The sequence below is a fragment of the Rhizobiaceae bacterium genome (assembly GCA_023953845.1).
In the GTDB taxonomy this organism is placed as follows: domain Bacteria; phylum Pseudomonadota; class Alphaproteobacteria; order Rhizobiales; family Rhizobiaceae; genus Arvimicrobium.
Window position 1 is genome coordinate 3392337 of record JAMLJC010000001.1, and the last position, 22700, is coordinate 3415036.

The 22700-nt window shown below is 65.9% G+C and carries 18 protein-coding genes, 1 pseudogene and 1 riboswitch; of the genes and pseudogenes, 7 read left to right on the forward strand and 12 right to left on the reverse strand.

From position 1 onward, the window contains the following. Nucleotide 1 precedes the first annotated feature (1 nt). Nucleotides 2–3459: pseudogene (smc, locus tag M9955_16635) on the forward strand (chromosome segregation protein SMC). A gap of 77 nt (nucleotides 3460–3536) precedes the next feature. Further along, the gene (locus M9955_16640) at nucleotides 3537–4736 is read left to right on the forward strand and encodes a trypsin-like peptidase domain-containing protein (protein MCO5083272.1); all 1200 of its coding nucleotides are present in this window, start codon (nucleotides 3537–3539) and stop codon (nucleotides 4734–4736) included. Nucleotides 4737–4752: 16 nt separating this feature from the next. On the opposite strand, the gene cls is transcribed toward M9955_16640, so the two are convergent. Together cls and M9955_16650 are read right to left on the reverse strand one after the other, a co-directional pair. Then, on the reverse strand, nucleotides 4753–6198 hold the full coding sequence (gene cls / locus M9955_16645) for a cardiolipin synthase (GenBank protein ID MCO5083273.1): 1446 nt from the start codon (nucleotides 6196–6198) through the stop codon (nucleotides 4753–4755). Nucleotides 6199–6313: 115 nt separating this feature from the next. Beyond that, the gene (locus M9955_16650; GenBank protein ID MCO5083274.1) at nucleotides 6314–6658 is read right to left on the reverse strand and encodes a VOC family protein; all 345 of its coding nucleotides are present in this window, start codon (nucleotides 6656–6658) and stop codon (nucleotides 6314–6316) included. Between the two features lie 180 nt (nucleotides 6659–6838). On the opposite strand from M9955_16650, the gene ppdK reads away from it, so the two are divergent. Beyond that, nucleotides 6839–9517, forward strand: a complete 2679-nt coding sequence (ppdK, locus tag M9955_16655) for a pyruvate, phosphate dikinase (protein ID MCO5083275.1) — start codon at nucleotides 6839–6841, stop codon at nucleotides 9515–9517. A 93-nt stretch (nucleotides 9518–9610) separates the two neighbouring features. Then, entirely contained in the window at nucleotides 9611–10660 is a 1050-nt protein-coding gene (locus M9955_16660) for a GSU2403 family nucleotidyltransferase fold protein (GenBank protein ID MCO5083276.1), read from the forward strand. A gap of 46 nt (nucleotides 10661–10706) precedes the next feature. Here the strand turns inward: M9955_16660 and M9955_16665 are convergent, their stop codons facing one another. The 3 genes from M9955_16665 to M9955_16675 form a co-directional block, all read right to left on the reverse strand. Continuing rightward, the gene (locus M9955_16665) at nucleotides 10707–11117 is read right to left on the reverse strand and encodes a DUF427 domain-containing protein (GenBank protein ID MCO5083277.1); all 411 of its coding nucleotides are present in this window, start codon (nucleotides 11115–11117) and stop codon (nucleotides 10707–10709) included. A 79-nt stretch (nucleotides 11118–11196) separates the two neighbouring features. Next, nucleotides 11197–12594 (reverse strand): aminotransferase, encoded by a 1398-nt coding sequence (locus M9955_16670; GenBank protein MCO5083278.1) that lies wholly within the window; start codon nucleotides 12592–12594, stop codon nucleotides 11197–11199. An 85-nt stretch (nucleotides 12595–12679) separates the two neighbouring features. Continuing rightward, complete coding sequence (locus M9955_16675; protein ID MCO5083279.1) at nucleotides 12680–13039, reverse strand: hypothetical protein; 360 nt, start codon at nucleotides 13037–13039, stop codon at nucleotides 12680–12682. A 140-nt stretch (nucleotides 13040–13179) separates the two neighbouring features. Between M9955_16675 and M9955_16680 the strand changes: the two genes are divergently transcribed. Then, a complete protein-coding gene (locus M9955_16680) occupies nucleotides 13180–14808 on the forward strand; it encodes a 3-(methylthio)propionyl-CoA ligase (protein MCO5083280.1) in 1629 nt (542 codons plus the stop codon). Nucleotides 14809–14894: 86 nt separating this feature from the next. Beyond that, on the forward strand, nucleotides 14895–15770 hold the full coding sequence (locus tag M9955_16685) for a DUF1499 domain-containing protein (protein ID MCO5083281.1): 876 nt from the start codon (nucleotides 14895–14897) through the stop codon (nucleotides 15768–15770). A 3-nt stretch (nucleotides 15771–15773) separates the two neighbouring features. Here M9955_16685 and M9955_16690 read toward each other — a convergent pair whose 3' ends face one another. After that, nucleotides 15774–16673 carry an MBL fold metallo-hydrolase gene (locus M9955_16690; GenBank protein ID MCO5083282.1) on the reverse strand — a complete coding sequence of 300 codons (900 nt, stop codon included), beginning with the start codon at nucleotides 16671–16673 and terminating at the stop codon, nucleotides 15774–15776. 141 nt (nucleotides 16674–16814) lie between these two features. Here M9955_16690 and M9955_16695 point away from each other — a divergent pair, with 141 nt between their 5' ends. Further along, entirely contained in the window at nucleotides 16815–17405 is a 591-nt protein-coding gene (locus M9955_16695; protein ID MCO5083283.1) for a biotin transporter BioY, read from the forward strand. A gap of 49 nt (nucleotides 17406–17454) precedes the next feature. On the opposite strand, the gene M9955_16700 is transcribed toward M9955_16695, so the two are convergent. From M9955_16700 to M9955_16725, 6 genes are all read right to left on the reverse strand, one after another. Continuing rightward, a complete protein-coding gene (locus tag M9955_16700) occupies nucleotides 17455–18042 on the reverse strand; it encodes an IMPACT family protein (protein MCO5083284.1) in 588 nt (195 codons plus the stop codon). A 76-nt stretch (nucleotides 18043–18118) separates the two neighbouring features. Next, nucleotides 18119–18508 carry a fluoride efflux transporter CrcB gene (crcB, locus tag M9955_16705; GenBank protein MCO5083285.1) on the reverse strand — a complete coding sequence of 130 codons (390 nt, stop codon included), beginning with the start codon at nucleotides 18506–18508 and terminating at the stop codon, nucleotides 18119–18121. 25 nt (nucleotides 18509–18533) lie between these two features. Then, nucleotides 18534–18595: riboswitch (Fluoride riboswitch) on the reverse strand. A gap of 42 nt (nucleotides 18596–18637) precedes the next feature. Beyond that, nucleotides 18638–19633, reverse strand: coding sequence for an aromatic ring-hydroxylating dioxygenase subunit alpha (locus M9955_16710; protein ID MCO5083286.1), 996 nt, complete (start codon nucleotides 19631–19633; stop codon nucleotides 18638–18640). Continuing rightward, entirely contained in the window at nucleotides 19630–20754 is a 1125-nt protein-coding gene (locus M9955_16715; protein MCO5083287.1) for a hypothetical protein, read from the reverse strand. Before M9955_16715 ends, M9955_16710 begins: the two co-directional genes overlap by 4 nt. Next, entirely contained in the window at nucleotides 20741–22045 is a 1305-nt protein-coding gene (locus M9955_16720; GenBank protein ID MCO5083288.1) for a hypothetical protein, read from the reverse strand. Before M9955_16720 ends, M9955_16715 begins: the two co-directional genes overlap by 14 nt. After that, nucleotides 22042–22644 carry a TetR/AcrR family transcriptional regulator gene (locus M9955_16725; GenBank protein MCO5083289.1) on the reverse strand — a complete coding sequence of 201 codons (603 nt, stop codon included), beginning with the start codon at nucleotides 22642–22644 and terminating at the stop codon, nucleotides 22042–22044. Before M9955_16725 ends, M9955_16720 begins: the two co-directional genes overlap by 4 nt. Nucleotides 22645–22700 lie beyond the last annotated feature (56 nt).

Sequence of the window (22700 nt, forward strand, 5' to 3'; positions counted from 1 at the left end):
CATGAGGTTTTCCCGCCTTCGCCTGCTGGGCTTCAAATCCTTCGTCGAGCCCGGCGAATTCGTCATCGAGCGCGGCCTGACGGGCATTGTCGGGCCGAATGGCTGCGGCAAGTCGAACCTTGTCGAGGCGCTGCGCTGGGTGATGGGCGAAAGCTCCTACAAGAACATGCGCGCGTCCGGCATGGACGACGTCATCTTCTCCGGCTCCGGCACGCGGCCCGCGCGCAACACCGCGGAAGTCACGCTCTTCCTCGACAACTCGGACCGCACCGCGCCCGCCGCCTTCAACGACGCCGACGAGTTGCAGGTGTCGCGCCGCATCGAGCGCGAGGCCGGCTCCGTCTACCGCATCAACGGCAAGGAAGCGCGCGCCAGGGACGTGCAGCTTCTTTTCGCCGACCAGTCGACCGGCGCGCGCTCGCCCTCGATGGTCGGGCAGGGGCGCATCGGCGAGCTGATCCAGGCGAAGCCGCAGGCCCGCCGCGCCCTGCTGGAGGAGGCCGCGGGCATTTCCGGTCTGCACACCCGCCGCCACGAGGCGGAACTGCGCCTGCGCGCCGCCGAGCAGAATCTTGGCCGGCTGGACGACGTCGTCGGCGAGTTGCAGGCCAGATCGAGAGCCTGAAACGGCAGGCGCGGCAGGCCTCGCGCTTCAAGAACCTGTCGGCCGACATCCGCAAGGCGGAAGCGATCCTGCTGCATCTGCGCTGGACGCAGGCCAAGGCGGCGGAAGCCGAGGCGCAGTCGGCGCTGTCGGCGGCCACCGCGCTGGTCGGGGACCGCGCGCAGAGCCAGATGAACGCCGCCAAGGATCAGGCGGTCGGCGCCCATCGCCTGCCGGAACTGCGCGATGCGGAGGCCGCCGCCGCCGCGGCGTTCCAGCGCCTGTCGATCGCCAAAGGGCAGATCGAGGAGGAGGCGAACCGCATCCGCAGCCGGCAGGCCGAGCTTGAGCGCCGGCTTGAGCAATTGCAGGCCGACATGGCCCGCGAGGACCAGATGCTGCGCGACAATGCCGACGTGCTGCAGCGTCTGCTGTCGGAGGAAGAGAGCCTGACGGCCGAACATGCCGGCGCGCCGGAGCGCGAGATCGCCGCCCGCGCCGCGCTGGAGGCGGCGGCGGCCGTGCTTGCCGCCAGCGAGGCCGCGCTCGCAAAGCTCACCTCGGAGCGGGCCGAGGCCGTCGCCAGCCGCACCCAGCTCGAACGCCAGATGCGCGACACCGCCGAGCGTCGCGATCGCGTCGGCAGGCAGCTTGCCGATGTCGACCGCGACCTTGGCGAGGTCGCGGCGCGCATTTCCGCGCTCGCCGATCCGGCCGAGAAGAAGCTTCTGGTCGATGCCGCCGAAAAGGCGCTGGCCGATGCGGAACTCGCCGCCGCTGCGGCTGAAAAGGCCGTCGGCGAGGCGCGCGCGGCCGAAACCGCCGCCCGCCCGCCCTTGCAGGAAGCGAGGGCGGCGCTTGCCAGCATCGAGACCGAGGCGCGCACGTTGGCGAAGCTGCTCAACGCGGCTTCCGGCGGGCTCTTTCCCTCCGTGCTGGAGCAGATTTCCGTCGATCGCGGCTTCGAGACCGCGCTGGGCGCCGCGCTCGGTGACGATCTCGACGTGCCGCTCGACCGCAGCGCGCCGGTACACTGGGGCGACACCGACGTCGCGCCCGGCGACCCCGCGCTGCCGGAAGGCGTCAAAAGCCTCGCAAGCGTGGTGCGCGCCCCGCGCCAGCTTGCCCGCCGTCTGGCGCAGATCGGCATTGTCGAGGCAGCTGACGGTCCACGCCTTCAGGCGCTGCTCGCGCCCGGCCAGCGGCTGGTGACGCGCGACGGCGCTCTCTGGCGGTGGGACGGCCTGACCGCCAGCGCCGACGCGCCCACCGCCGCCGCGCTCAGGCTGGCGCAGAAAAACCGGCTGGCCGAACTTGAGGTCGAGGCGCTTGCGGCGACGAAGTCGCTGCGCGCCGCCGAGGAGACGCTTGCCGCCACCGAGACCGCCGTGCGCCAGCGTGTCGAAACGGAAAAGGCGGCGCGGCAGGCATGGCGGGATGCGCAGAATGCGGTCGGCGCGGCCCGGGATGCGCTGGCGAAGGCCGAACGCGCGGCCGGCGAACTGGTGAGCCGGCGGTCCGCGCTGGACGAATCCCGCACCCGCCTCGCCGAAAGCCATGCGGAGGCGGTCGCCGCGCATGACGACGCAGCAAAACTCTTCGCTGCCGCTCCGGACGTGTCGGAGCTACAGGCAAGCCTCGATCGCGCTTCTGCCGCGGTCGCAGGCGATCGCGGCGCGCTGGCCGAGGCGCGGGCGGCACATGACGGCTTGAAGCGCGACACCGAGGCGCGGGAAAAGCGTCTCCGCCAGATCGCGGACGAGCGCCAGACCTGGGTTAAGCGGGCCGAGAACGCTGACCGCCAGATCGCCTCGCTTTCGGAGCGACGCGCCGAGGCGCAGGCCGAGCTACGGTCGCTGGAGGACATTCCCGACGAGATCGACGCGAAGCGCCGCGCTCTGCTCAGCCAGCTGAAGCAGGCGGAGGACCTTCGCAAGGAGGCGGCCGACCGGCTTCAGGAGGCCGAGACGCGGCAGGCCGCGCTCGACAAGGCCGCCACTGCCGCCATTCAGGCGCTGGCCGAATCCCGCGAGGGCAGGGTGCGTGCGGAGGAGCGGCTGACCGCCGCCGACGAGCGTCGCCGCGAGGTCGAGGCGCGCATTCAGGAGGCGTTGGCGATCCCGCCGCATCTCGTGATCCGCCAGACGGGGCTCGGGCCAGATGACCCGTTGCCGGACATGGCCGAGGTCGAGCGCCAGCTCGATCGGCTGAAGATCGAGCGCGAGCGGCTCGGCGCCGTTAATCTGCGCGCCGAGGAGGAGAAGCCGGAAATGTCGGAGCGGCTGGAGACCATCGTCTCGGAGCGCGAGGACGTGATCGAGGCGATCCGGAAGCTGAGGCAGGCGATCCAGAACCTCAATCGCGAGGGCCGCGACCGGCTGCTCGCCGCCTTCGATGTCGTGAACGGCCATTTCCAGCGCCTGTTCACGCATCTTTTCGGTGGAGGCACCGCCGAATTGCAGTTGATCGAGTCCGAGGACCCGCTGGAAGCCGGCCTCGAAATCCTCGCCCGTCCGCCCGGCAAGAAGCCGCAGACCATGACGCTGCTCTCCGGCGGCGAGCAGGCGCTGACGGCCATGGCGCTGATCTTCGCCGTCTTCCTCACCAATCCCGCGCCGATCTGCGTGCTGGACGAGGTGGACGCGCCGCTTGACGATCACAATGTCGAGCGCTTCTGCAACCTGATGGACGAGATGGCGCGCACGACCGAGACGCGCTTCGTCATCATCACCCACAACCCGATCACCATGAGCCGCATGGACCGCCTCTTCGGCGTCACCATGGCCGAGCAGGGCGTCAGCCAGCTCGTCTCGGTGGATTTGCAGACGGCGGAGCAGATGCGCGAGGCCGTTTGACAGCCGGCAAATTGTGAGAAGAATGGCGCTGGGCTTGAGGTTCAGCGGCTATGCCGCCCATATGGTGAGTGTGGCGGGTGATTGCGTTTCGATGGTTTGCCTTTATTGCCATTCATGCATTTTGCCTGATCGGCGCACAAGCGATCGCGCAAGAGCAGCCATCAGGGTCAGGGACTGGTTTTTACGTCACCTCCGACGGTTGGATCGTCACCAACGCGCACGTGGTTGAAAATTGCGCGCGCATCAAGGTTGTTGGCCGCGGTGAAGTTGCTGAATGGAAGATCGACGCCAAAAATGATCTCGCTACGCTGCAAAGCCCCGGTGCCACAACCGCTCCGATTCCAGTAAGAGGTGAACCTCGTCTCGGTGAGGATGTCGCTGCGTTGGGATATCCACTCGCGAGCATACTTTCTTCATCCATCAAAATCACAACCGGCAATATAAACTCGTTGCTTGGGATGGCGGACGATACGCGATATCTCCAGATATCTGCTCCGGTTCAGCCGGGAAACTCCGGCGGCCCTGTCGTCGACAGGAGTGGTCATCTTGTAGGTGTTGTGACGGCCGGTCTGAAGGCCGGAGCGTCCGGCGACTCTTCCGTACCGCCGCAAAACGTGAATTTTGCCATCAAAGCCAGTGTTTTGGAGATTTTTCTCCAAAGCAGAGGGATTGCCTTCCTCAAGGCCGACACGCTCGAAAACACGTTGACGACCGCAGATTTGGCGGAAAGGATCGCGCCCTCGGTCGTGCAATTGCTTTGCTACGCGGCAGAAAAATCGGCCACGGCGCCTCCGGTTCAAAGTGAAACGAGGCCGGTGGCCTTGGAGCCTTTCAAGCCGCTTCGACAACTGGATAACCGGGATGTAATCGGTTTTGACTATGCAACGCTTAAGGATGTGTCGGGACAGCAATGTCTCGATGCCTGCAAAAAAGACAGTCGCTGCTTGGCAGCCACCTACAACAAGCCGGCCAAATATTGTTTTCTGAAGAACGGCGCTGCGGTCACGGTGGTCAACCGTGACGCACTCGGGATAATTTCGGCCGATATAGCCGCAGGTATACTGGAAACCGGATTCGCTATCGCCTCCGATCGCGACAAGCCTGGAGGCGATTATATGCACCTCCGACAGTCGTCGTTCGTCGGCTGCTTTGTAGCGTGCGCACAAGACCAGCGCTGTCTTGCATTCAGCTATGTACGCAAGAACCATTCTTGTTGGTTGAAGGCGCGTGCTGGAGCGACAGTAAGGCGCACCGGTGTTGACCTCGGCGTCAAGTAAGCGCGTTCAACGGACTTCACAACACCGGCCCCAGCATCGCGATGGTGTTGTTCCACAATTGCCGGGGGGTGCTCCAGCGGATGACGGTCTGCTTGTGGATGCGGATGGAGTCGGCGATGTAGCTCTGCTGCCGCCGGCGAATCTGGCCCGTCAGGCCGACATCCAGCAGAAGGATGTTGTTCTCGGAATTGAGCTCGAAACTGCGGCGGTCGACATTGGCCGAGCCGATCAGCGTCAGTTCGCCATCGACGGTCATCGACTTGGTGTGCAGCAGGCCCGGCGTATATTCGTGGATGTTGACGCCGGCATCGAGCAGGTCGCGATAATAGCTGCGGCTGGCGGCCGCCACGATCCAGGAATCGTTGCGGCGCGGGAAGATGACGGTGGTTTCCACCCCGCGCCGCGCGCTGGCGCAAAGTGCTGCCTGTATCGGTTCGTCCGGTACGTAGTAGGGTGTCGTGATCACCAGTTCGCGCTTGGCCGCGTTCATCAGCGACACGAAGATTTCCGGCATCGAGGAATAGCGCACCGTCGCCCCGGTGCCGATGACCTGCGCCGTGAAGCCGTGGTCGGCGCGCTCAACGGGTTCGGCCATCAGCGCGCTGAGATCCTCCTGCACATGCGCCATCCAGTCGCTGGCGAAGAGGTGCTGGTTCTGCCGCACCACGGGTCCCTCGAAGCGCAGCATGATGTCGACCCATGGGGCGAAGCGGGCTTTTACCGCGAAAGCCGCGTCGGCGCAGTTCTGGCTGCCGCAATAGGTGATGGCATTGTCGATCACCACGATCTTGCGGTGGTTGCGCATGTCGATGCGGCCGCGGAACGGCCGCAGCAGCGGATTGCCGATCGGCAGCGCCACGGCGAGCCGGGCGCCAGCGTCGCCCATCGCCTTCCAGTGCGGCGAGCGGATGAGCGCGCGCGAACCGAGATCGTCCACCATCACGCGGCAGGTGACGCCCCGCGCCACCGCGCGTTTCACCGCCTCGACCATCTTGAGGCCGCTGGTGTCGGCGAGCCAGATGTAGAAGAGGAGATGCACGTGTTCCGTCGCCGCGTCGATATCAGCGATGATGGCGTCGATCGCGGCCTCCGAGTTTTCCAGGAGCACGGCGCTGTTGCCGTCCGTCGGCGCATAGCCGCTGATCGAGCGTCCGACCACGAACGGCACTGCATAGCGCTCGGGGACCGCCGCCTCGCCGATGTCGGCGCTGAGCTGCTCCATCGCCGGCAGACGCTGGAGAGCCTTGCGGAAGCGGGCGACGCGATGGCGGCCGATATTGGCTTCGCCGAACAGGAGGTAGGCGATGATGCCGACGGCCGGCACGATGATGATGACGATCACCCACGCCAGCCGCGACGCCGGCTCGCGATGCGGCCTGAGCAGCGAGCGCAGCACGAAGTATATCTGCAGGATGAGCAGAACCCCGAAGCTGAACCAGGCGGAATAGACGGACTCGTTCATGCGGCTGGTTGTCGGCTCCCCGGGTCGATAGCCGCAAGCTTACAGTCGTGTGCGGATCAATTGCAAAGCGTCAAAAGATGCCGCAGGTGCGGCGCGAGCCTTCCGTCGCGATGGGTCACTCTCCCCACACCGCCAGTTCGTTGCCCGCCGGGTCCCTGAAATGGAAGCGCCGCCCGCCGGGGAAGGAGAAGATCGGCCTGACGATCGCTCCGCCCGCATTTTCCACGGCTTCCAAGGTCTCCTCCAGCCGCTCCGAATAAAGCACCGGCAGCGGCGCCTTCGGCCCTTCCGAAGCGTCCGTGTGGAAGCCGCCTTCCAGCCCTTCGTCGAAGGCGGAGTAGGTCGGCCCGTAGTCGGTGAATGACCATGAGAATGCGGCGCTGTAGAACGATTTGACGCTGTCGAGCGTGCCGCCTGTCGCCGGCATTTCGAGATAGTCGAGCTTGCCCGTCTTGCGCATCGTCGCCTCCTGTGTTCTTGTTATGTTCTAGTCTGAATCGAAAGCTGAGACAAGCCGGCCAAGTGATTCTTTTCGCTAATCGATTTGAGCACGCCTCGCGTCTTCAAGCCGGTTGCCTTTTGCAGTGCACCAACATAACGGTCGCCCAGCGATGCAGCCTCTGAAGATGCGGGAGGATCGATGACGAAGTGGGTCTACACCTTCGGGGACGGCGCGGCCGAAGGGCGCGCGGGCGACCGGAACCTGCTCGGCGGCAAGGGCGCGAACCTTGCCGAGATGTGCAGCCTCGGCCTGCCGGTGCCGCCCGGCTTCACCATCACCACCGAGGTTTGCAACTATTTTTACGCCAATGGCCGCACCTATCCTTCGAGCTATGAAGCGGAAGTCGATGCCGCGCTGGGGCACATCGGCCGCCTGACCGGCAAGCGCTTCGGCGATCCCGAAAACCTGCTGCTCGTCTCCGTGCGTTCCGGCGCGCGCGCCTCCATGCCGGGCATGATGGACACGGTGCTCAATCTCGGCCTCAACGACGAGACGGTGGAGGCGCTGGCGCGCGAATCCGGCGACGCCCGCTTCGCCTATGACAGCTACCGCCGCTTCATCCAGATGTATTCCGACGTCGTCATGGGGCTCGACCATGAGGTCTTCGAGGAGATCCTGGAGGACGAGAAGGCGCGGCTCGGCCACGAACTCGACACCGAGCTTTCCGCCGCCGAGTGGCAGCAGGTCATCAGGCTCTACAAGGCGAAGGTCGAGGAGGAGTTGGGCGAGCCTTTCCCGCAGGACCCGCGCCGCCAGCTGTGGTCGGCCATCGGCGCGGTCTTCGCGAGCTGGATGACGCCGCGCGCCGTCACCTATCGCCGCCTCCACGACATTCCGGAAAGCTGGGGCACGGCCGTCAACGTGCAGGCCATGGTCTTCGGCAATATGGGCGAGACGTCGGCCACCGGCGTCGCCTTCACCCGCAACCCGTCGACCGGCGAGAAGGCGCTCTACGGCGAGTTCCTCGTCAACGCGCAGGGCGAGGACGTGGTGGCAGGCATCCGCACGCCGCAGAACATCACCGAGAAGGCGCGCATCGAGGCCGGCTCCGACAAGCCGTCGCTGCAGAAGCTGATGCCCGAGGCGTTCGCAGCCTTCGTCGACATTTCCGACCGGCTGGAGCGGCACTACCGCGACATGCAGGATCTGGAGTTTACGATCGAGCGCGGAAAACTCTGGATGCTGCAGACCCGCTCCGGCAAGCGCACCGCCAAGGCGGCGCTGAAGATCGCCGTCGAGATGGTCGGGGAGGGGCTGATCAAGCCCGAGGAGGCGGTGTCGCGCATCGACGCCGCCTCGCTTGACCAACTCCTGCATCCGACCATCGACCCGAAGGCGGAGCGCCATGTGATCGGCATGGGCCTGCCTGCCTCGCCCGGCGCGGCCACCGGCGAGATCGTGTTCTCCTCCGACGAGGCCGAGGAGGCGCGCGGGCAGGGTCGCAAGGTCATCCTCGTCCGCGTCGAGACGAGCCCGGAGGACATTCACGGCATGCACGCCGCCGAAGGCATCCTGACCACGCGCGGCGGCATGACCAGCCATGCGGCGGTTGTGGCGCGGGGCATGGGCAAGCCCTGCGTGTCGGGCGCGGGCGGCCTGCGCGTCGACATGAAGGCCGGCACGCTGATCGCCATGGGCGTGACCCTGAAGAAGGGCGAGATCGTCACCATAGACGGCGCGACGGGCCAGGTGCTGAAGGGCGCGGTGCCTATGCTCCAGCCGGAGCTTTCCGGCGATTTCGCCAAAATCATGGAGTGGGCCGACGGCGCGCGCCGCATGAAGGTGCGCACCAATGCCGAGACGCCCGCCGATGCCCGAATGGCGCGCTCCTTCGGCGCGGAAGGCATCGGGCTCTGCCGCACCGAGCACATGTTCTTCGACGGCGACCGCATCGTCGCCATGCGCGAGATGATCCTGGCCGACACCGAGGCCGGCCGCCGCGCGGCGCTGGCGAAGCTGCTGCCGATGCAGCGCTCGGATTTCCTCGAACTGTTCGAGATCATGGCCGGCCTGCCGGTGACGATCCGCCTGCTCGATCCGCCGCTGCACGAGTTCCTGCCCAAGACCGAGGAGGAGATCGACGAGGTGGCGGCGGCCATGAACGTTTCGGCCGAGAAGCTGCGCCAGCGGACGGAAGCGCTGCACGAGTTCAACCCGATGCTCGGCCATCGCGGCTGCCGGCTCGCCGTTTCCTATCCGGAGATCGCCGAGATGCAGGCGCGCGCCATCTTCGAGGCGGCCGTGGAAGCGGGCCGGAAGACCGGCAGCCCCGTGGTGCCGGAGGTCATGGTGCCGCTGGTCGGCCTCAAGGCCGAGCTGGACTACGTCAAGGCGAGGATCGATGCCGTCGCGGCCGAGGTGGCGGAGGCGGCAGGCGCGCCGATCGACTATCTGACCGGCACCATGATCGAGCTGCCGCGCGCGGCCCTTCGCGCGCATGTCATCGCCGAGACGGCGGAGTTCTTCTCCTTCGGCACCAACGACCTGACGCAGACCACCTTCGGCATCAGCCGCGACGACGCCTCGTCCTTCCTCGAGGTCTACCGCCAGAAGAACGTCATCGAGCAGGACCCGTTTGTGTCGCTCGACGTCGACGGCGTCGGCGAGCTGGTGCGTATCGCGGCGGAGAAGGGCAGGGCGACGCGCCCGGACATCAAGCTCGGCATCTGCGGCGAGCATGGCGGCGATCCGGCGTCGATCCGCTTCTGCGAGGAAGTAGGGCTCGACTACGTGTCCTGCTCGCCCTTCCGCGTGCCGATCGCCCGGCTGGCGGCGGCGCAGGCGGCGATCGCCGCGCGGAAAAAGAAGCCCGGCTGAGCCTCTGGCCCTGCTAGGCTATACCCATTTCGCAAATTGGTTATAATGCCTTGACTGAGCATTATAACCAATTTGCGAAATGGGTTTAGCTTCGTGGGTCGCCAGCTCGATATCATCTACACGACGATGGTGGCGGAACTGCTCGATCGGGCGCTGGACGCCCAGTTCGATCAGGACTTTGCCGAGACGGGGTCATTTATCGAAGTTCCCGTCCGGGGTAGACGTTATTGGTATTACAAGCCTTCCCGGCGCGACGGCGAGGACGGGAAGCGCAAGTATGTCGGTCCGGTGGACGACGAGCAACTTTCCCGGCGCGTCAGAAAATTCCGGGAATTGAAGGACGATTTTCAAGCGCGCCGCAAGATCGTTTCGACGCTTGTCCGCGAAGCCGGGCTTTTCAGCCCCGAAAGGAGGGTGGGGGATCTCATCGAAGCATTCTGGAAAGCCGGTCTGTTCCGCCTGCGCGCCTGCCTTGTCGGCACCGTGGCCTATCAGACTTACGGCGCTGTCCTCGGCTATCGGTTCCCCGGCGCAGCAATGCAGACCGGCGACGTGGATGTGGCGCAGTTCCACTCGATCTCCGTGGCTGTTCAAGACACAATCCCTCCGATTCTGGAAACGATCCAGTCGGTCGACAGCAGCTTCCGGCCCGCGCCCGGTCTGAATGACGCACAGGGGTCTACCAGATATGAGGCCGACAATGGGCTGCGGGTAGATTTTCTGACTCCAAATCGTGGCAGCGATGAATTTTCCAGAAAGCCCGCCAGGATGCCGTCCCTCGGTGGAGCAGTGGCAGAACCGCTCCGTTTTCTGGATTTCCTCATCCGGGAACCGGTTCGGACCGTCCTATTGCACAATGGCGGTGTTCCGGTGATCGTGCCCGATCCGGCTCGCTATGCCGTTCACAAACTGATCGTGGCGGCAAGGCGACCGATTGGCAGCGGCAAGGATTTGAAAGACCTCATGCAGGCTGAGAATATCGCTGAAGCGCTGATCGCCTGCGCGCGCCAACGCGATCTCGCCGACAAGTACGGCGAGGCGTTGCAGCGTGGACCGGCTTGGCGTGAAGCCATTGCCGGTTCCTTGTCGCGCATGCGTTTTCTGAACATGAAATTCGCGCCGGACCTGCTCGATCCTGCCTGATTGACGGCATGTCCGCTGTCTTGCCGTGCAGATCGCTGCTCGTTGCTCAAATATCCGCCGTCTCGCCTCCGCGCGGCGTCGCCTCGATCCGCACCTTGTTCGGATAGAAGGCGCCGTGGTCCTTGATCCTCAGCATCTCGTCGAAAGGCGAACGGTAGGCCCACATGACGTCGCGCGTCGCGTTGCCCGATGCGGACACGTTCCAGTAGGACGCGTCGCCCTTGAAGGGGCAGTGCGTATGCGTGTCGGACGGCGTCAGGAACTCGAAATAAATGTCCTCGAACGGGATATAGAAGACAGGATCGTGATTCGCCTCGCGCAGCAGGAGCGCTCTTTCCGTCGAGGCGACAACCGCGTCGCCGAAGGTGACCACCACGACGCCGTCGAAGGGCAGGGCGGATATCCCGTGTTCCGGATGATCCCTGAAGCCGGGTGAGGGGTTCACGGAAATATTCATCTGAGCCTCCAGTCGCTTGCTCAGGCCCAAACGCGCCCGCTGCCGGGACGTTCCCGTTGCATGCGCCGTAGAGCGGCGCTCAGGCAGCCCTGGCAAGTCCCTCCTTCGCCACCCAGGCTTCCGCATCCGCCAGAGCCAGTTCGAAGCGGTCGAACAGTTCGTTGAGTTCCGCCTCGGAGATGATCATGGGCGGGCAGAAGGAAATGGTGTCGCCGAGCGCCCGGAGGATCGCGCCGCGGCCCTCCAGATAGCGGACGAGCGTGGCGCCGACGCCGCTTTTCGGATCGAACGGCCGTTTTGTGCGCTTGTCGGCCACGAGCTCTATGCCGCCGACCAGTCCGACATAGCGCGCCTCGCCGACCATCGGGTGTTCGGCGGCCTTGCGCATGCGCGCCTCGAACAGCGGCGCCAGCTTGCCGACATGGCCGATGATGTCGCGCTTCTGGTAGATTTCGATCGCCTTGACGCCGAGCGCGCAGCCGAGCGGATGCCCGCCATAGGTGAAGCCGTGCCCGAACGTGCCGAACCGCGCCGACTGGTCGACGCAGGCCTGATAAATGTCCTCCGGCAGCATCACGGCGCCGAGCGGCGCATAGGCTGCGGTGAGCTGCTTGGCCGCGGACATGGTCTTCGGCGTCATGCCGAGCGTCTGGGCGCCCCACCAGTTGCCGGTGCGCCCGAAGCCGCAGATCACCTCGTCGTCGATCAGCATGATGTCGTGCTCGTCGAGCACGGCCTGGATCGCGGGAAAATAGCCTTTTGGCGGCACGATCACGCCGCCCGCGCCCATCACCGGCTCAGCGATCATGGCGGCGATGGTGTCGGGACCCTCGCGCTCGATCAGGTCGCGCAGCGATTGCGCGAGCCGCGCGACGAACGCCTCCTCGCTCTCGCCCTCCATGCCGAAGCGGTAGTGATGCGGGCAGTCGGTGTGCACCACCCGGTCGACCGGCAGGTCCCAGCCATTGTGATTGCCGGGCAGGCCGGTCAGCGAGCCGGACATGACGGTGACGCCGTGATAGGCCTTGATGCGGGAGATGATCTTCTTCTTGTCCGGCTTTCCGCGCGCATTGTTGAAGTACCATGCAAGCTTCACCTGCGTGTCGTTGGCTTCCGAGCCGGACGAGGTGAAAAGCACCTTGGAGATCGGTACGGGCGCGAGTTCCTTGAGCTTTTCGGCAAGCTCGATCGCCGGCTCCGTGCCCTTCGCGCCGAAGAGATGGTAGTAGGGCAGGGCGCGCATCTGTTCGGTCGCCGCCTCGACCAGTTCCTCGTCGCCGAAGCCGAGCCCGGCGCACCAGAGTCCCGACATGCCCTCGATATAGGCGCGGCCCTGTGTGTCGTAGACGTGGACGCCCTTACCGCGCTCGACGACGATCGGGCCGTTGACGTTCAGGCGATGCAGCGGCGTGTAGGGATGAAGCAGCGCCGCGACGTCGCGTGTCTGGAGATTGGTGAGGGGCGGTTGCGTCGTCATGGTGTCATCTCCACGTGGTGCGGGGAAAACCTAGTCACTCGCATCTGCGAAGACAAACGCCTCGGCTGACCTGCGGATGGTCCAGCTATGCCGCGACATCCAGGACGTCGATCAGGCCGGCATAGGACGGCGCGATCGCGGCCAGCGGATCGTCGCTGTCCTCGGCGCGCTCGATGCGCACCTGCTTGTCGCCATCCGGCAGGATCACCAGCGCGAAGGCGCGGTCCTCGCCGTGGCCGACGCTGATCGCCGCGACCTTGCGGCCGGCGAGTTCGGCGTCGATCTGCATCTGGAAGAGCAGGGTGCCTTTGACCGCCTCCAGCGCGGAAACGACGCAACCCGCGAAATCGCCCTGCAGCGCAGTCTCGTCGCGTTGCGACAGCACGTTACCGATTGCTTCGAGCCCGTCCGGCTCGGAAATCATGGTGTCCGCCGTCATTGCCATGAAAGCCTCCTCATGATGTTCCCGCCCTTTAGACGAAAGTCCTAGGCGACAGTGGCGTCTTTATGGCGCTCGCGCATACTTTTCCCGCTGGACAAGATCGGTCTGTCCCCGCCAGATGTTGTGCGATCGGGAGGACTCACATGCTTGGCTTGATGCAGCAATGGCCGCTTCTGTGCCACAAGATCATCGACCACGCCGCGCGCCAGCACGGCCATCGCGAGATCGTGTCGCGCTCGGTCGAGGGGCCGATCGTCCGCACCACCTATACCGAATTGCACAAGCGGGCGCGTCAGGCCGCGCAGCGTCTTGAGCGCGACGGCTTCGGCCTCGGCGACCGCGTGGCGACGCTCGCCTGGAACACTGCGCGCCATCTGGAGGTGTGGTACGGCGCCATGGGCATCGGCGCGGTCTATCACACGCTCAACCCCCGGCTTTTCCCGCAGCAGATTGCGTGGATCATGAACCATGCCGAGGACAGGATACTGTTCGTCGACCTGACCTTCATGCCGCTGGTCGAAAAACTCGCGCCGTCCGTGCCCTCCCTGAGGAAGATCGTCGTCCTTACCGACGCCGCGCACATGCCGCAGACCGCGCTTGCCAATGTCGTCGCCTACGAGGAGTGGCTGGCCGGGGCGGACGGCGATTTCGTCTGGCGCGACCTCGACGAGAACACGGCGGCCGGCATGTGCTACACGTCCGGGACCACCGGCGATCCGAAAGGCGTCGTCTACAGCCACCGCTCCAACGTGCTGCACGCCATGATCGCGTGCATGCCCGATTCCATGGGCATCTCGTCGCGCGACGTCATCCTGCCGGTCGTGCCGATGTTCCATGCCAATGCCTGGGGGCTCGGGCAGACAGGCCCGATGATCGGCGCCAAGATGGTGATGCCGGGCGGCAAGATGGACGGCGCCTCGATCTACGAACTGCTCGACACGGAAAAGGTCACGTTCTCCGCGGCCGTGCCGACGGTCTGGCTCATGCTGCTCCAGCATCTGGAGGAGACGGGGAAGAAGCTGCCGCATCTCAGGCGCGTCGTCATCGGCGGCTCGGCCTGCCCGCGCGTCATCACGCAGAAATTCCAGCAGAACTACGATGTCGAGGTCATCCACGCCTGGGGCATGACCGAGATGTCGCCGCTGGGTTCGCTCTGCACGTTGAAGCCCGAGGTCGAGGGTCTTGAGCCGGAAGCGCTGCTCGACATACGGCAGAAGCAGGGTTTTGCGCCTTTCGGCGTCGAGATGCGCATCACCGACGACAATGATGTCGACCGTCCGTGGGATGGCGCGACCTTCGGCCGGCTGAAGGTGCGGGGGCCGGCGGTGGCGCGGGCCTATTATGGCGGTGCCGGCGCCGAGCAGTTCGACGCCGACGGTTGGTTCGACACGGGCGACGTCGCCCATATAGACGCCAACGGCTACATGCAGATCACCGACCGCGCCAAGGACGTCATCAAGTCCGGCGGCGAGTGGATTTCCACCATCGATCTGGAGAACATCGCGGTGGGCCATCCGGACGTTGCGGAGGCGGCTGTCATCGGCCTGCCGCATCCGAAATGGGACGAGCGGCCGCTGCTGGTCGTCGTCCGCAAGCCGGAGAAGACGTTCGGACGCGACGAGATGCTGGCCTTCATGGAGGGCAAGGTGGCGAAATGGTGGATGCCCGACGATGTCGTCTTCGTCGACGAGATCCCCCATACCGCGACCGGCAAGATCCAGAAGATCACGCTGCGCGAGCGCTTCAGGGATCACCGTCTGCCGACCGCCTGAGCGTAGGTTCTCCCGCGGCCTTCATCCAATCACCTTGATCTTGCCGTCGGGGCGCGGCAGGTAAGGCCGTCCCACTGCGAGGAGCGATGACGGCCACGATCGAGAGACCCATGTCGCCCGGCGCCGTCTGGTCGCGGCGGCTGGGCGTGTTCTCGATCGTGCTTCTCGCCACGATAGTGCTGGCTCATCGCTATCGTCTTGTCACGACGCCCGACCTCGCGCCGCTCCTCGGCACGACGCTGGCGGTCGCGCTCGCCGGATTGGCTGCCGGCCTCGTCGCGCACCGCCGCTACTGGTATTTCGGGGATCGCGGCGGCCCGGACATATTGCTCGGTGTCTTCTGGTCGCTGGTGACGATCGCGCCGTTTCTGGTCGGCGCGTGGTGGTATCTCGCCTATCCGAAGCTTGCCGACATTTCGACCGATCTCGAGAACCCGCCCTCGCTTGCCGAGGCGGCGCGCCTGCGCACGCCGGACATGAACGCGGTCGGCGACCCGACGCCCGAGAGCATCATCGAACAAGCGGAAGCCTATCCGCTGGTCGAGGGCCATCGCTACGAACTGCCGATGGACCGGGTGCTCGCCGCCGTCGAGGATATCGTCGCGCGGCGGGGCTGGCCGGTGACGGCGACGCGCGATTCGGTCGGCGTGGCCTTCGAGACCACCATCGAGGCGGTCGCGCACTCGCTGGTCTGGGGCCTGCCCGCCGACGTCGCGGTGAGGGTCACCGATATGGGTGCCGCCACATTCGTCGACATGCGCTCCGCCTCCCGCTACGGCGCGCACGATCTGGGCGGCAACGCCGCGCGCATCGTCGGCTTCCTTACCGAACTCGACGCGATGATGGCGGCGCAGGCCGGCACCGCGCCCGTCCGCGCAGGTCCTGCCGAGGAGGAAGACGACGCGCCGACCGTCGAGATTCCCGACGAGGCGCCGCCGCCCACGCAGGCGCCGCAGCAGTAGGCGCTACCCCGGCCGGAATTCGCTGTCGATGCCGAGGTCGCCTTCGGCCTTCACCAGCCCCTTCGCGACCAGATCCTCCAGATGCGCCAGCACCGAGAGGCCCGCCGCGCCGTGCAGGCGCGGATCGGTGCCGCGATAGATGGCCGCCACGATATCGGGGATGAAACGATCGCCGCCGTTCACCCGTTCCAGGATCGCGCGCTCTCGCATCTTGCGGTGCGCCCGCAGCCCGCGCAGAAAGGCCTGCGGCTCCTTCACCGGTCCGCCGTGGCCGGGCAGATAGAGCCGGTCGTCGCGCTCCTGCAGCCGGTCGAGCGAGGCCATGTAGTCGGCCATCGATCCGTCCGGCGGCGCCACGATGGTCGTCGACCAGGCCATCACGTGGTCGCCGGAGAAGAGAACGCCGGTGCAGTCCAGCGCGAAGACGGCGTGGTTTGCGCAATGGCCGGGCGTCATCGCGGCGGTCAGCGCCCAGCCGTCGCCTGCCACCGTCTCGCCGTCGACGACCGCGATGTCGGGCCGGAATTCCGCATCGCCGCTGGCGTCGAGCCTGTCCGCCTCGCCCGTCCGCAGAGGCCGCGAGGCGCGATGCGGTCCCTCCGCGACTGTTTTCGCGCCCGTCTCGGCTTTCAGCCGCGCGGCGAGGGGGGAGTGGTCGCGATGCGTATGCGTGACGAAGATGTGGCTCACCGGCCGCCCGCCGATGGCCGACAGGATCGCCGCGAGATGCGCGTCGTCGTCCGGCCCCGGATCGATCACCGCCAGCGTATCCGTGCCGACCAGATAGGTGTTGGTGCCATGGAAGGTGAAGGGGCTCGGATTGGGCGCGGTCAGCCGCCGCACGCCGCCGCCGATCCCGACCGCTTCGCCGTAGGCGGGTGTGAAACTGGTGTCGAAGTCCATGTGCCGCTACCTTGTGTGCGCTGCGGTATTTTCGTTTGCCGGCCGCCTGCGAAGCCAATATAGGTTGTCGTCGTTCTGCACCACGCCAAACCTTCTTTGGCTGGCATTTCGCCGAAGCGACCGAGACGGAAGGGGAGTTTCATGACCGCATCGACCACCATCACACGCCCGCTCGTATCGCTGGCATTGCCTGAGGGCCGCAACGCGCGACTCGCCATGCAGTTCGGCCTCGCCGTGCTCGGCACCCTGCTGCTCACCCTTTCCGCCAAGACCAAGGTCGTGTTCGGCCCGGTCGACATGTCGCTGCAGACGCTCGCCGTCATCCTGATCGCGGCCGCCTTTGGCCTCCGCCTCGGCCTCGCCACGCTCCTTCTCTACATGGCCGAAGGCGCGGCCGGTCTGCCGGTGTTCCAGAGCACGCCGGAAAAGGGCATCGGACTCGCCTATATGCTCGGCACCACCGGCGGCTACCTCGCCGGCTTCGTCGTCATGGCCGCCATAATCGGCTGGGCGGCGGATCGCGGCTGGGACCGCAACGTGCTGAAATTCTTCGGGATCGTGGTGATTGCCGACGCCATCATGCTCGCCATGGGCTTCGGCTGGCTCTCGGCGCTGATCGGCGTGGAGAAGGGCTGGCAGTTCGGCGTCGCTCCCTTCATCGTGCCGGACCTCATCAAGGCCGCGCTGGCCGCGGCGCTCGTCCCGGCCGTCTGGTCGCTCATCCGCCGCTGATTCCGGCAGACAGTTTTGAAGGGCCGTCGCGGCGACGCGACGGCCTTTTTCATGTGTCCGACAGGAATTTGATCCGCCCGCTGGTCGCGTCCGCCAATCGAGCCACGACCTCGTCGAAGGCCGCTTCCGGCACCGCGACGGTGATTTCCGCGCCGTCGGCGAGGAAAGTCTCGCTTTGCACCGCCACTCCTTCGGCGGCGGCGAGCCGCGCCTTGACCAGAGCGAGATCGGAAAAGCCGACGCGCATCGCCAGTTCTCGCCGGTTGACGAGTTCCACGCGCTTCGCGGCCCTGAGGCACGAGGCCGCCGTGCCACCATAGGCGCGCACCAGCCCGCCCGTTCCGAGCAGCACGCCGCCGAACCAGCGAGTCACCACGACGGCGACATTGTCCAGCGACTGCACGTCGATCGCCTGCAGGATCGGCTTGCCGGCGGTGCCGCCGGGTTCGCCGTCGTCGCTGAAGCGGTAGGCCTGGCCGACGCGCCATGCCCAGCAATTGTGGTTGGCCCCGGCAATCGCCTGCGCGGCGATGAAGTCGCGCGCCGCCTTCTCGTCCGCCACCGGCCCGGCGGTCGCCAGAAAGCGGCTTTTCTTGACGATCTGCTCGAAGGTCGCGATTTCTTGCAGCGAATGCATGGCCGCGCTTAGATCATTTCCGGCAAAAGTGTGAAGCGGTTTTGCGTCCGGCCGAGGCGAGCGCATCGTCGCGTGCTCAGAGAATGCCCCGCGCATCTAGCATGCGGATCAGCCACAGCCCCGCGAACAGCGCGCCGACCGAGAGGACCAGCGACGCCGCCACATAGGCGACGGAGCTAAGCGGCTGGCCGCGTTCCCAGAGCACGGCGGTTTCCAGCGAGAAGGCGGAAAAGGTCGTGAAGCCGCCCAGAATGCCGGTGGTCAGGAAGAGCCGGGCCGGCTGCGGCAGGCCGCTCTTCAGGGCCCAGTATTCGGCGACGACGCCCATCAGCAGCGAGCCGACGATGTTGATGGCGAGCGTCCCGATCGGAAAACCGGTGCCGAACCATCTGAGCGCCAGCAGGCCGACCCCGTGCCGCGCCATGCCGCCTATGCCCGATCCGACGAAAACGAGAAGAAATCCCACGCAAGCCTCCTTCTGCGCACGAGGCGCGAAAGCAGGCGTCATCAGCAACAGCGCGGTTTTGAGGGAGACACCATTCCCTTGGGCGATCGGATAGCAGTTCGGACCCGAGGCAACAAGGCTGAACGGTCGCTACAGCCTGCACCTTCCCTCGCTCACCTTTTCCTCCAGCGTCTCGCCGCGCATCAGTCTCAGCATCGGCAGTTTGAGGAAATCGAGCGGGCCGGCGGCATAGCGCACGCCGCCGAAACGGCGGACATTCTCCACCTGCGCCTTCAGTATGTCCTGATCCTGCCGCAACACCGGGCGGTGGAAGGCGCGCAGCACGAACTCCTTCAGCCGCGCCGGTATCCTGCCTTTGGGCGTCGCGAAATGCGCGAAGGCCTGCACTTCCTCCTCGGTCTCCGGAGAGAAGAAGGCGGTGATGACGAGTTTCGGGCCGTCCTCGCCCTCGAAGGCGAGCTGCGCCGTGGTCGGCGGGAAGAAGCGGCCGATGCTGGTCATGCGCTTGCCTTCGAGCAGGCGCGGCATCCACGCCTTGGTCCGCGCTTCCTCGTGATAGATCGCCTCGACCGAATCCGGCCGCTCGATGATCTCGACACGCACAGCGTGCCGGCTGTCGGGCGACCGCACGATGCCGGGATGCAGATAGTGCGGATGCGCCGGGTCCAGCAGGTTCTCCACGGCATCGACCAGAAATCCGGGCGCGCGGATCGGCCACAGGAACTGGTCGTAGCCGGCATCGCCGATGGGTGCGGGGATCGCCGGGAAGGGACGTGGATTGTCGGAGAGGCTGGTGAAGATCAACCCGGACTCCACCCGCACCGGCAGGCTGTTCGCAGAAATCCTCGGTACGGTTTCCGAGCCCGGAACGCCGGTGCAGGCGCCGTCCTTGCCAAAGCTCCAGCCGTGATAGGGGCAGATGACCTCGCCCGCGATCACCTTGCCTTCGGAAAGCGCGACATTGCGGTGCGGGCAGCGGTCGCGCAGCACGCCGAACCCGTCCCGGGCGCGGAAGATCGCCAGCGGCACGCCGTGCAGCCGCCGCGAGAGCGGCTTGTCGCCTACTTCCTGGACGGCGGCCACCGGCAGCCAGCTCTCCTTGATGGCGTCGGGGTAGGGGATCAAAGCTGATACCTCCGCATTATGGGGACGGCGATGCCGTCGAGTGTCCGGCGCAGCGCGGCGATGGCGAGGCGGCGCGGTCGCGACAGGTGGCGCGTGTAGACCGCCGAATATTCGATGACGCCCCGCGCCCCGCGATTGCGCTTGAAGCCGGCCGCGCCGGAAGACAGGTTGAGCCACAAACCCTCGCGCTGCGCCAGATCGAAGATCGCCCATGTCGCCAGCCGGTAGAGGCCGTCGCCGGCGGGCTTTGCCGTATCGTAGCCGACGATCGGCGTGGTGATTTCGTTGCCGAGACCGAAACAGCCGACCGCGCTCTGGATCGTGCCCGCCTCGTCCCGGAAGACGATGAAACGCAGCATGCCGATCTCATGCGCGAAGCGGATGAATTCGGGCGAATAGTCGGGATTGAGCCGGGAATATTTTTGCAGGTAGAGCAGGCCGTAGAGATGCGCGATGCGCGCGGCATCCGTCTCGCTCACCTGCCGAAGCGCCTCGCGCCGCAGCGGCGTCGTTCCGGCCAGATCGCGGTCGCGTTTCGTGTCGCGCCGGTCTGCCCAGTTGCGCGCGAAATCGTCGATCACCCAGACCTGCCGGCTTGGAACGAGATCCCAGCCGCCGGCGACGAGGTCGCGCAACAACTCCGCGTTCGACCATTCGTTGAGCGAGCGGATCGCCAGCAGCGAGCCCGGAAACTCCTCCGTCAGCGCCCTGCTGAGGCCTGTCACGTCCGGCACGGGAAGCCCGCCGGTCAGGTTCGTGGAAAGCAGCCAGTTGTTAAGATGCACGATGTCGTCCACGCGCGCGGCCTTCAGCAGCCGGTCGAAGCCCGAGACGAGAAGCCCGAGCGGCCGGTGCGCGGCCCGCATGGGCAGCGTCGGGATTTCCTCGCGCAGATAACGCACGAAGGCTGTGTGCGGCGAGCAGACATAGGTGTCGGTGGGTTCGGACCGGTTGACGGTCAGCACCACCTCCCTTTCGCCTATACGCCGTGTCTCGACATGGGTGGCCAGATTGCGGATGAGGGCGCCCACTCCATGCGTGCGAAAACCTTCCGCATAGGCGCGGGCAAGCGCGTTCATGCACCCGGTCGTGTTGTCCTCACCCTGCTCAGGGACGGGCATCGAGCGGCTCGCCGTCCCATTCGATGTCTGTCGTCGTGATGGCGCGCAGGGGCCGGCGCGTCTTCAATGCCTCCAGACAATAGCTGCCGAGCGTCTGCCAGGCGCGCAGATTGAGCGGGCTTCCCGGAACCGCGAAAATGTCGCGCGCCCGGCGCTTGTCCGTCCGCCAGCGGCCGACCTTGCCCTGGGCGATCGCTGGCGCAAGGCCGAGCAGCCACATCACCGCCTTGCAGGCAGCAGGGCCGGCAGCGGGGCGAGGACGGATGATGTCGTCGGAGGAAGAACAGACTATCGCCTTTGGGTTCTCGCGGAGCAGAACCCCCACCCCTTTCGGGGCGAGACGCGTGGCTCGCCCCGAAAGGGGTGGGGGTACCTTATCAGGGGAAAGAGCCTCAGCTTTCAGATTTGATACTTCTGGCCGCGACAAAATCCGTTCCGCGATCTCCGGGCGGTCGGCGAGAAGATGAAGGCCGCTCGTCGCGCGCGGATTGCATTCCACCGGCAGAAGGCCCCGGTCGGCCGTCCGGATCATGTCGAAGGAGATCTGGCCGTCGAGACGCGTCGCGGCCACGATACCAGCGGCGAAACGCTCGGCCTCCGGCAGATCGACCGGCTCGAAATAGTAGCTCGCCGCCTGACCCATCCGGTAAAGCGGGCGATAGGCGCTGAAGGCTGTGAGCCTGCCGTTGATGGCGACGGCGTAGATGCAAAACTCCTGACCTTTCAGAAGCTCTTGCGCCACCCACGGCGCCTGCAGCGTCGGCTTGATGCGCTTCAGCTTTTGCGGCGCGACGCTCACGCGCGTCTCGACCGCGAAGCGAGAGAAACAGGGCTTGAACACCAGATCCCGGCTGCGGCCGGCGAGCGCGGCGACATCTGCCTCCGACCGCAGCAGCGTCGTTTCCGGCGCGTCGAAACCGAGATCGCGCACCAGCTCGATGAAGGCGAACTTGTCGTGAAGCGGTCTCAGCACCGTTATGGGCGGCGCGAAGAGCGGTATGGAGAACCCCGTGTCCCGCGCTGCGGCGAGATGAAAGACCTCCTCGCAGGTCGGCATGACGAGATCGATGCCGTGCCGTTTCACGAGATCGGCGACGGCCCGTGCATAAGTCGGAAGATTGCCCCGCGCCGAGGGCAGGCGATAACTGCCGGCGACGCATTTCAGCCCTGCGGCGAAGAGAAGCGGCGTCGAATCCGCGACATGCACCTCCGTCCCTGCGCGATGGAAGAGCAGCGCCATATCGACCGCGACCGGCGCGCGCGCGCCGGTGATCAGGACGCGCTTGCTCACCGGCCGGTCCAGCCCGCGCCGCGCAGCGCCGATGACACCAGCAGATGTCCGAGCGTTCTGGCGGAGGCGCCCGGTGTTACCGTCGCCAGCTTCGATTGCCGGTCGAGCGAGGCGAGCCCGTGCAGCCCGGACCACAGCGCGATCACGAGCCCGTCGCGCTCTTCGTCCGGAGTTCCCGCTAGAAGTTCGTCCAGCGCCCCGATCGCTCCGCGGACTACGCTTTCGATCGTCGCGCGATACCAGTCCGGCAAATCGTAGCCGGGCGGCGGATAATGCTGGAAAAGCGCGCTCCAGGAGGCTTCGTTTGCCTCCACGAAATCGAAATAGGCATCGACCAGCGCCGCCGGCCGTTTCGCCGGGGGATTCTTGGCCGCTGCTGCCAGCGCTTCGCCCAACTGCGTCAGCGTTTCCGCGTTGAGGTGAAGGACGACATCGTCGAAATCGCGAAAATGGTTGTAGATGGTCCCGATCGAGCAGCCGGCCCGGGTCGCGACGGCGCGAGTCGAGAGGGCGCGAAAACCTTCCTCGACGAGAATCGCACGCGCCGATTCCAGTATCCTCTCACGGGTGGATACGGGCTTTGGGACAAGGGCCGGCATGGTTCGATCCGCTATTGAACACTGTTCAGTTCCTTGCTAGCATCAAAATGAACAGT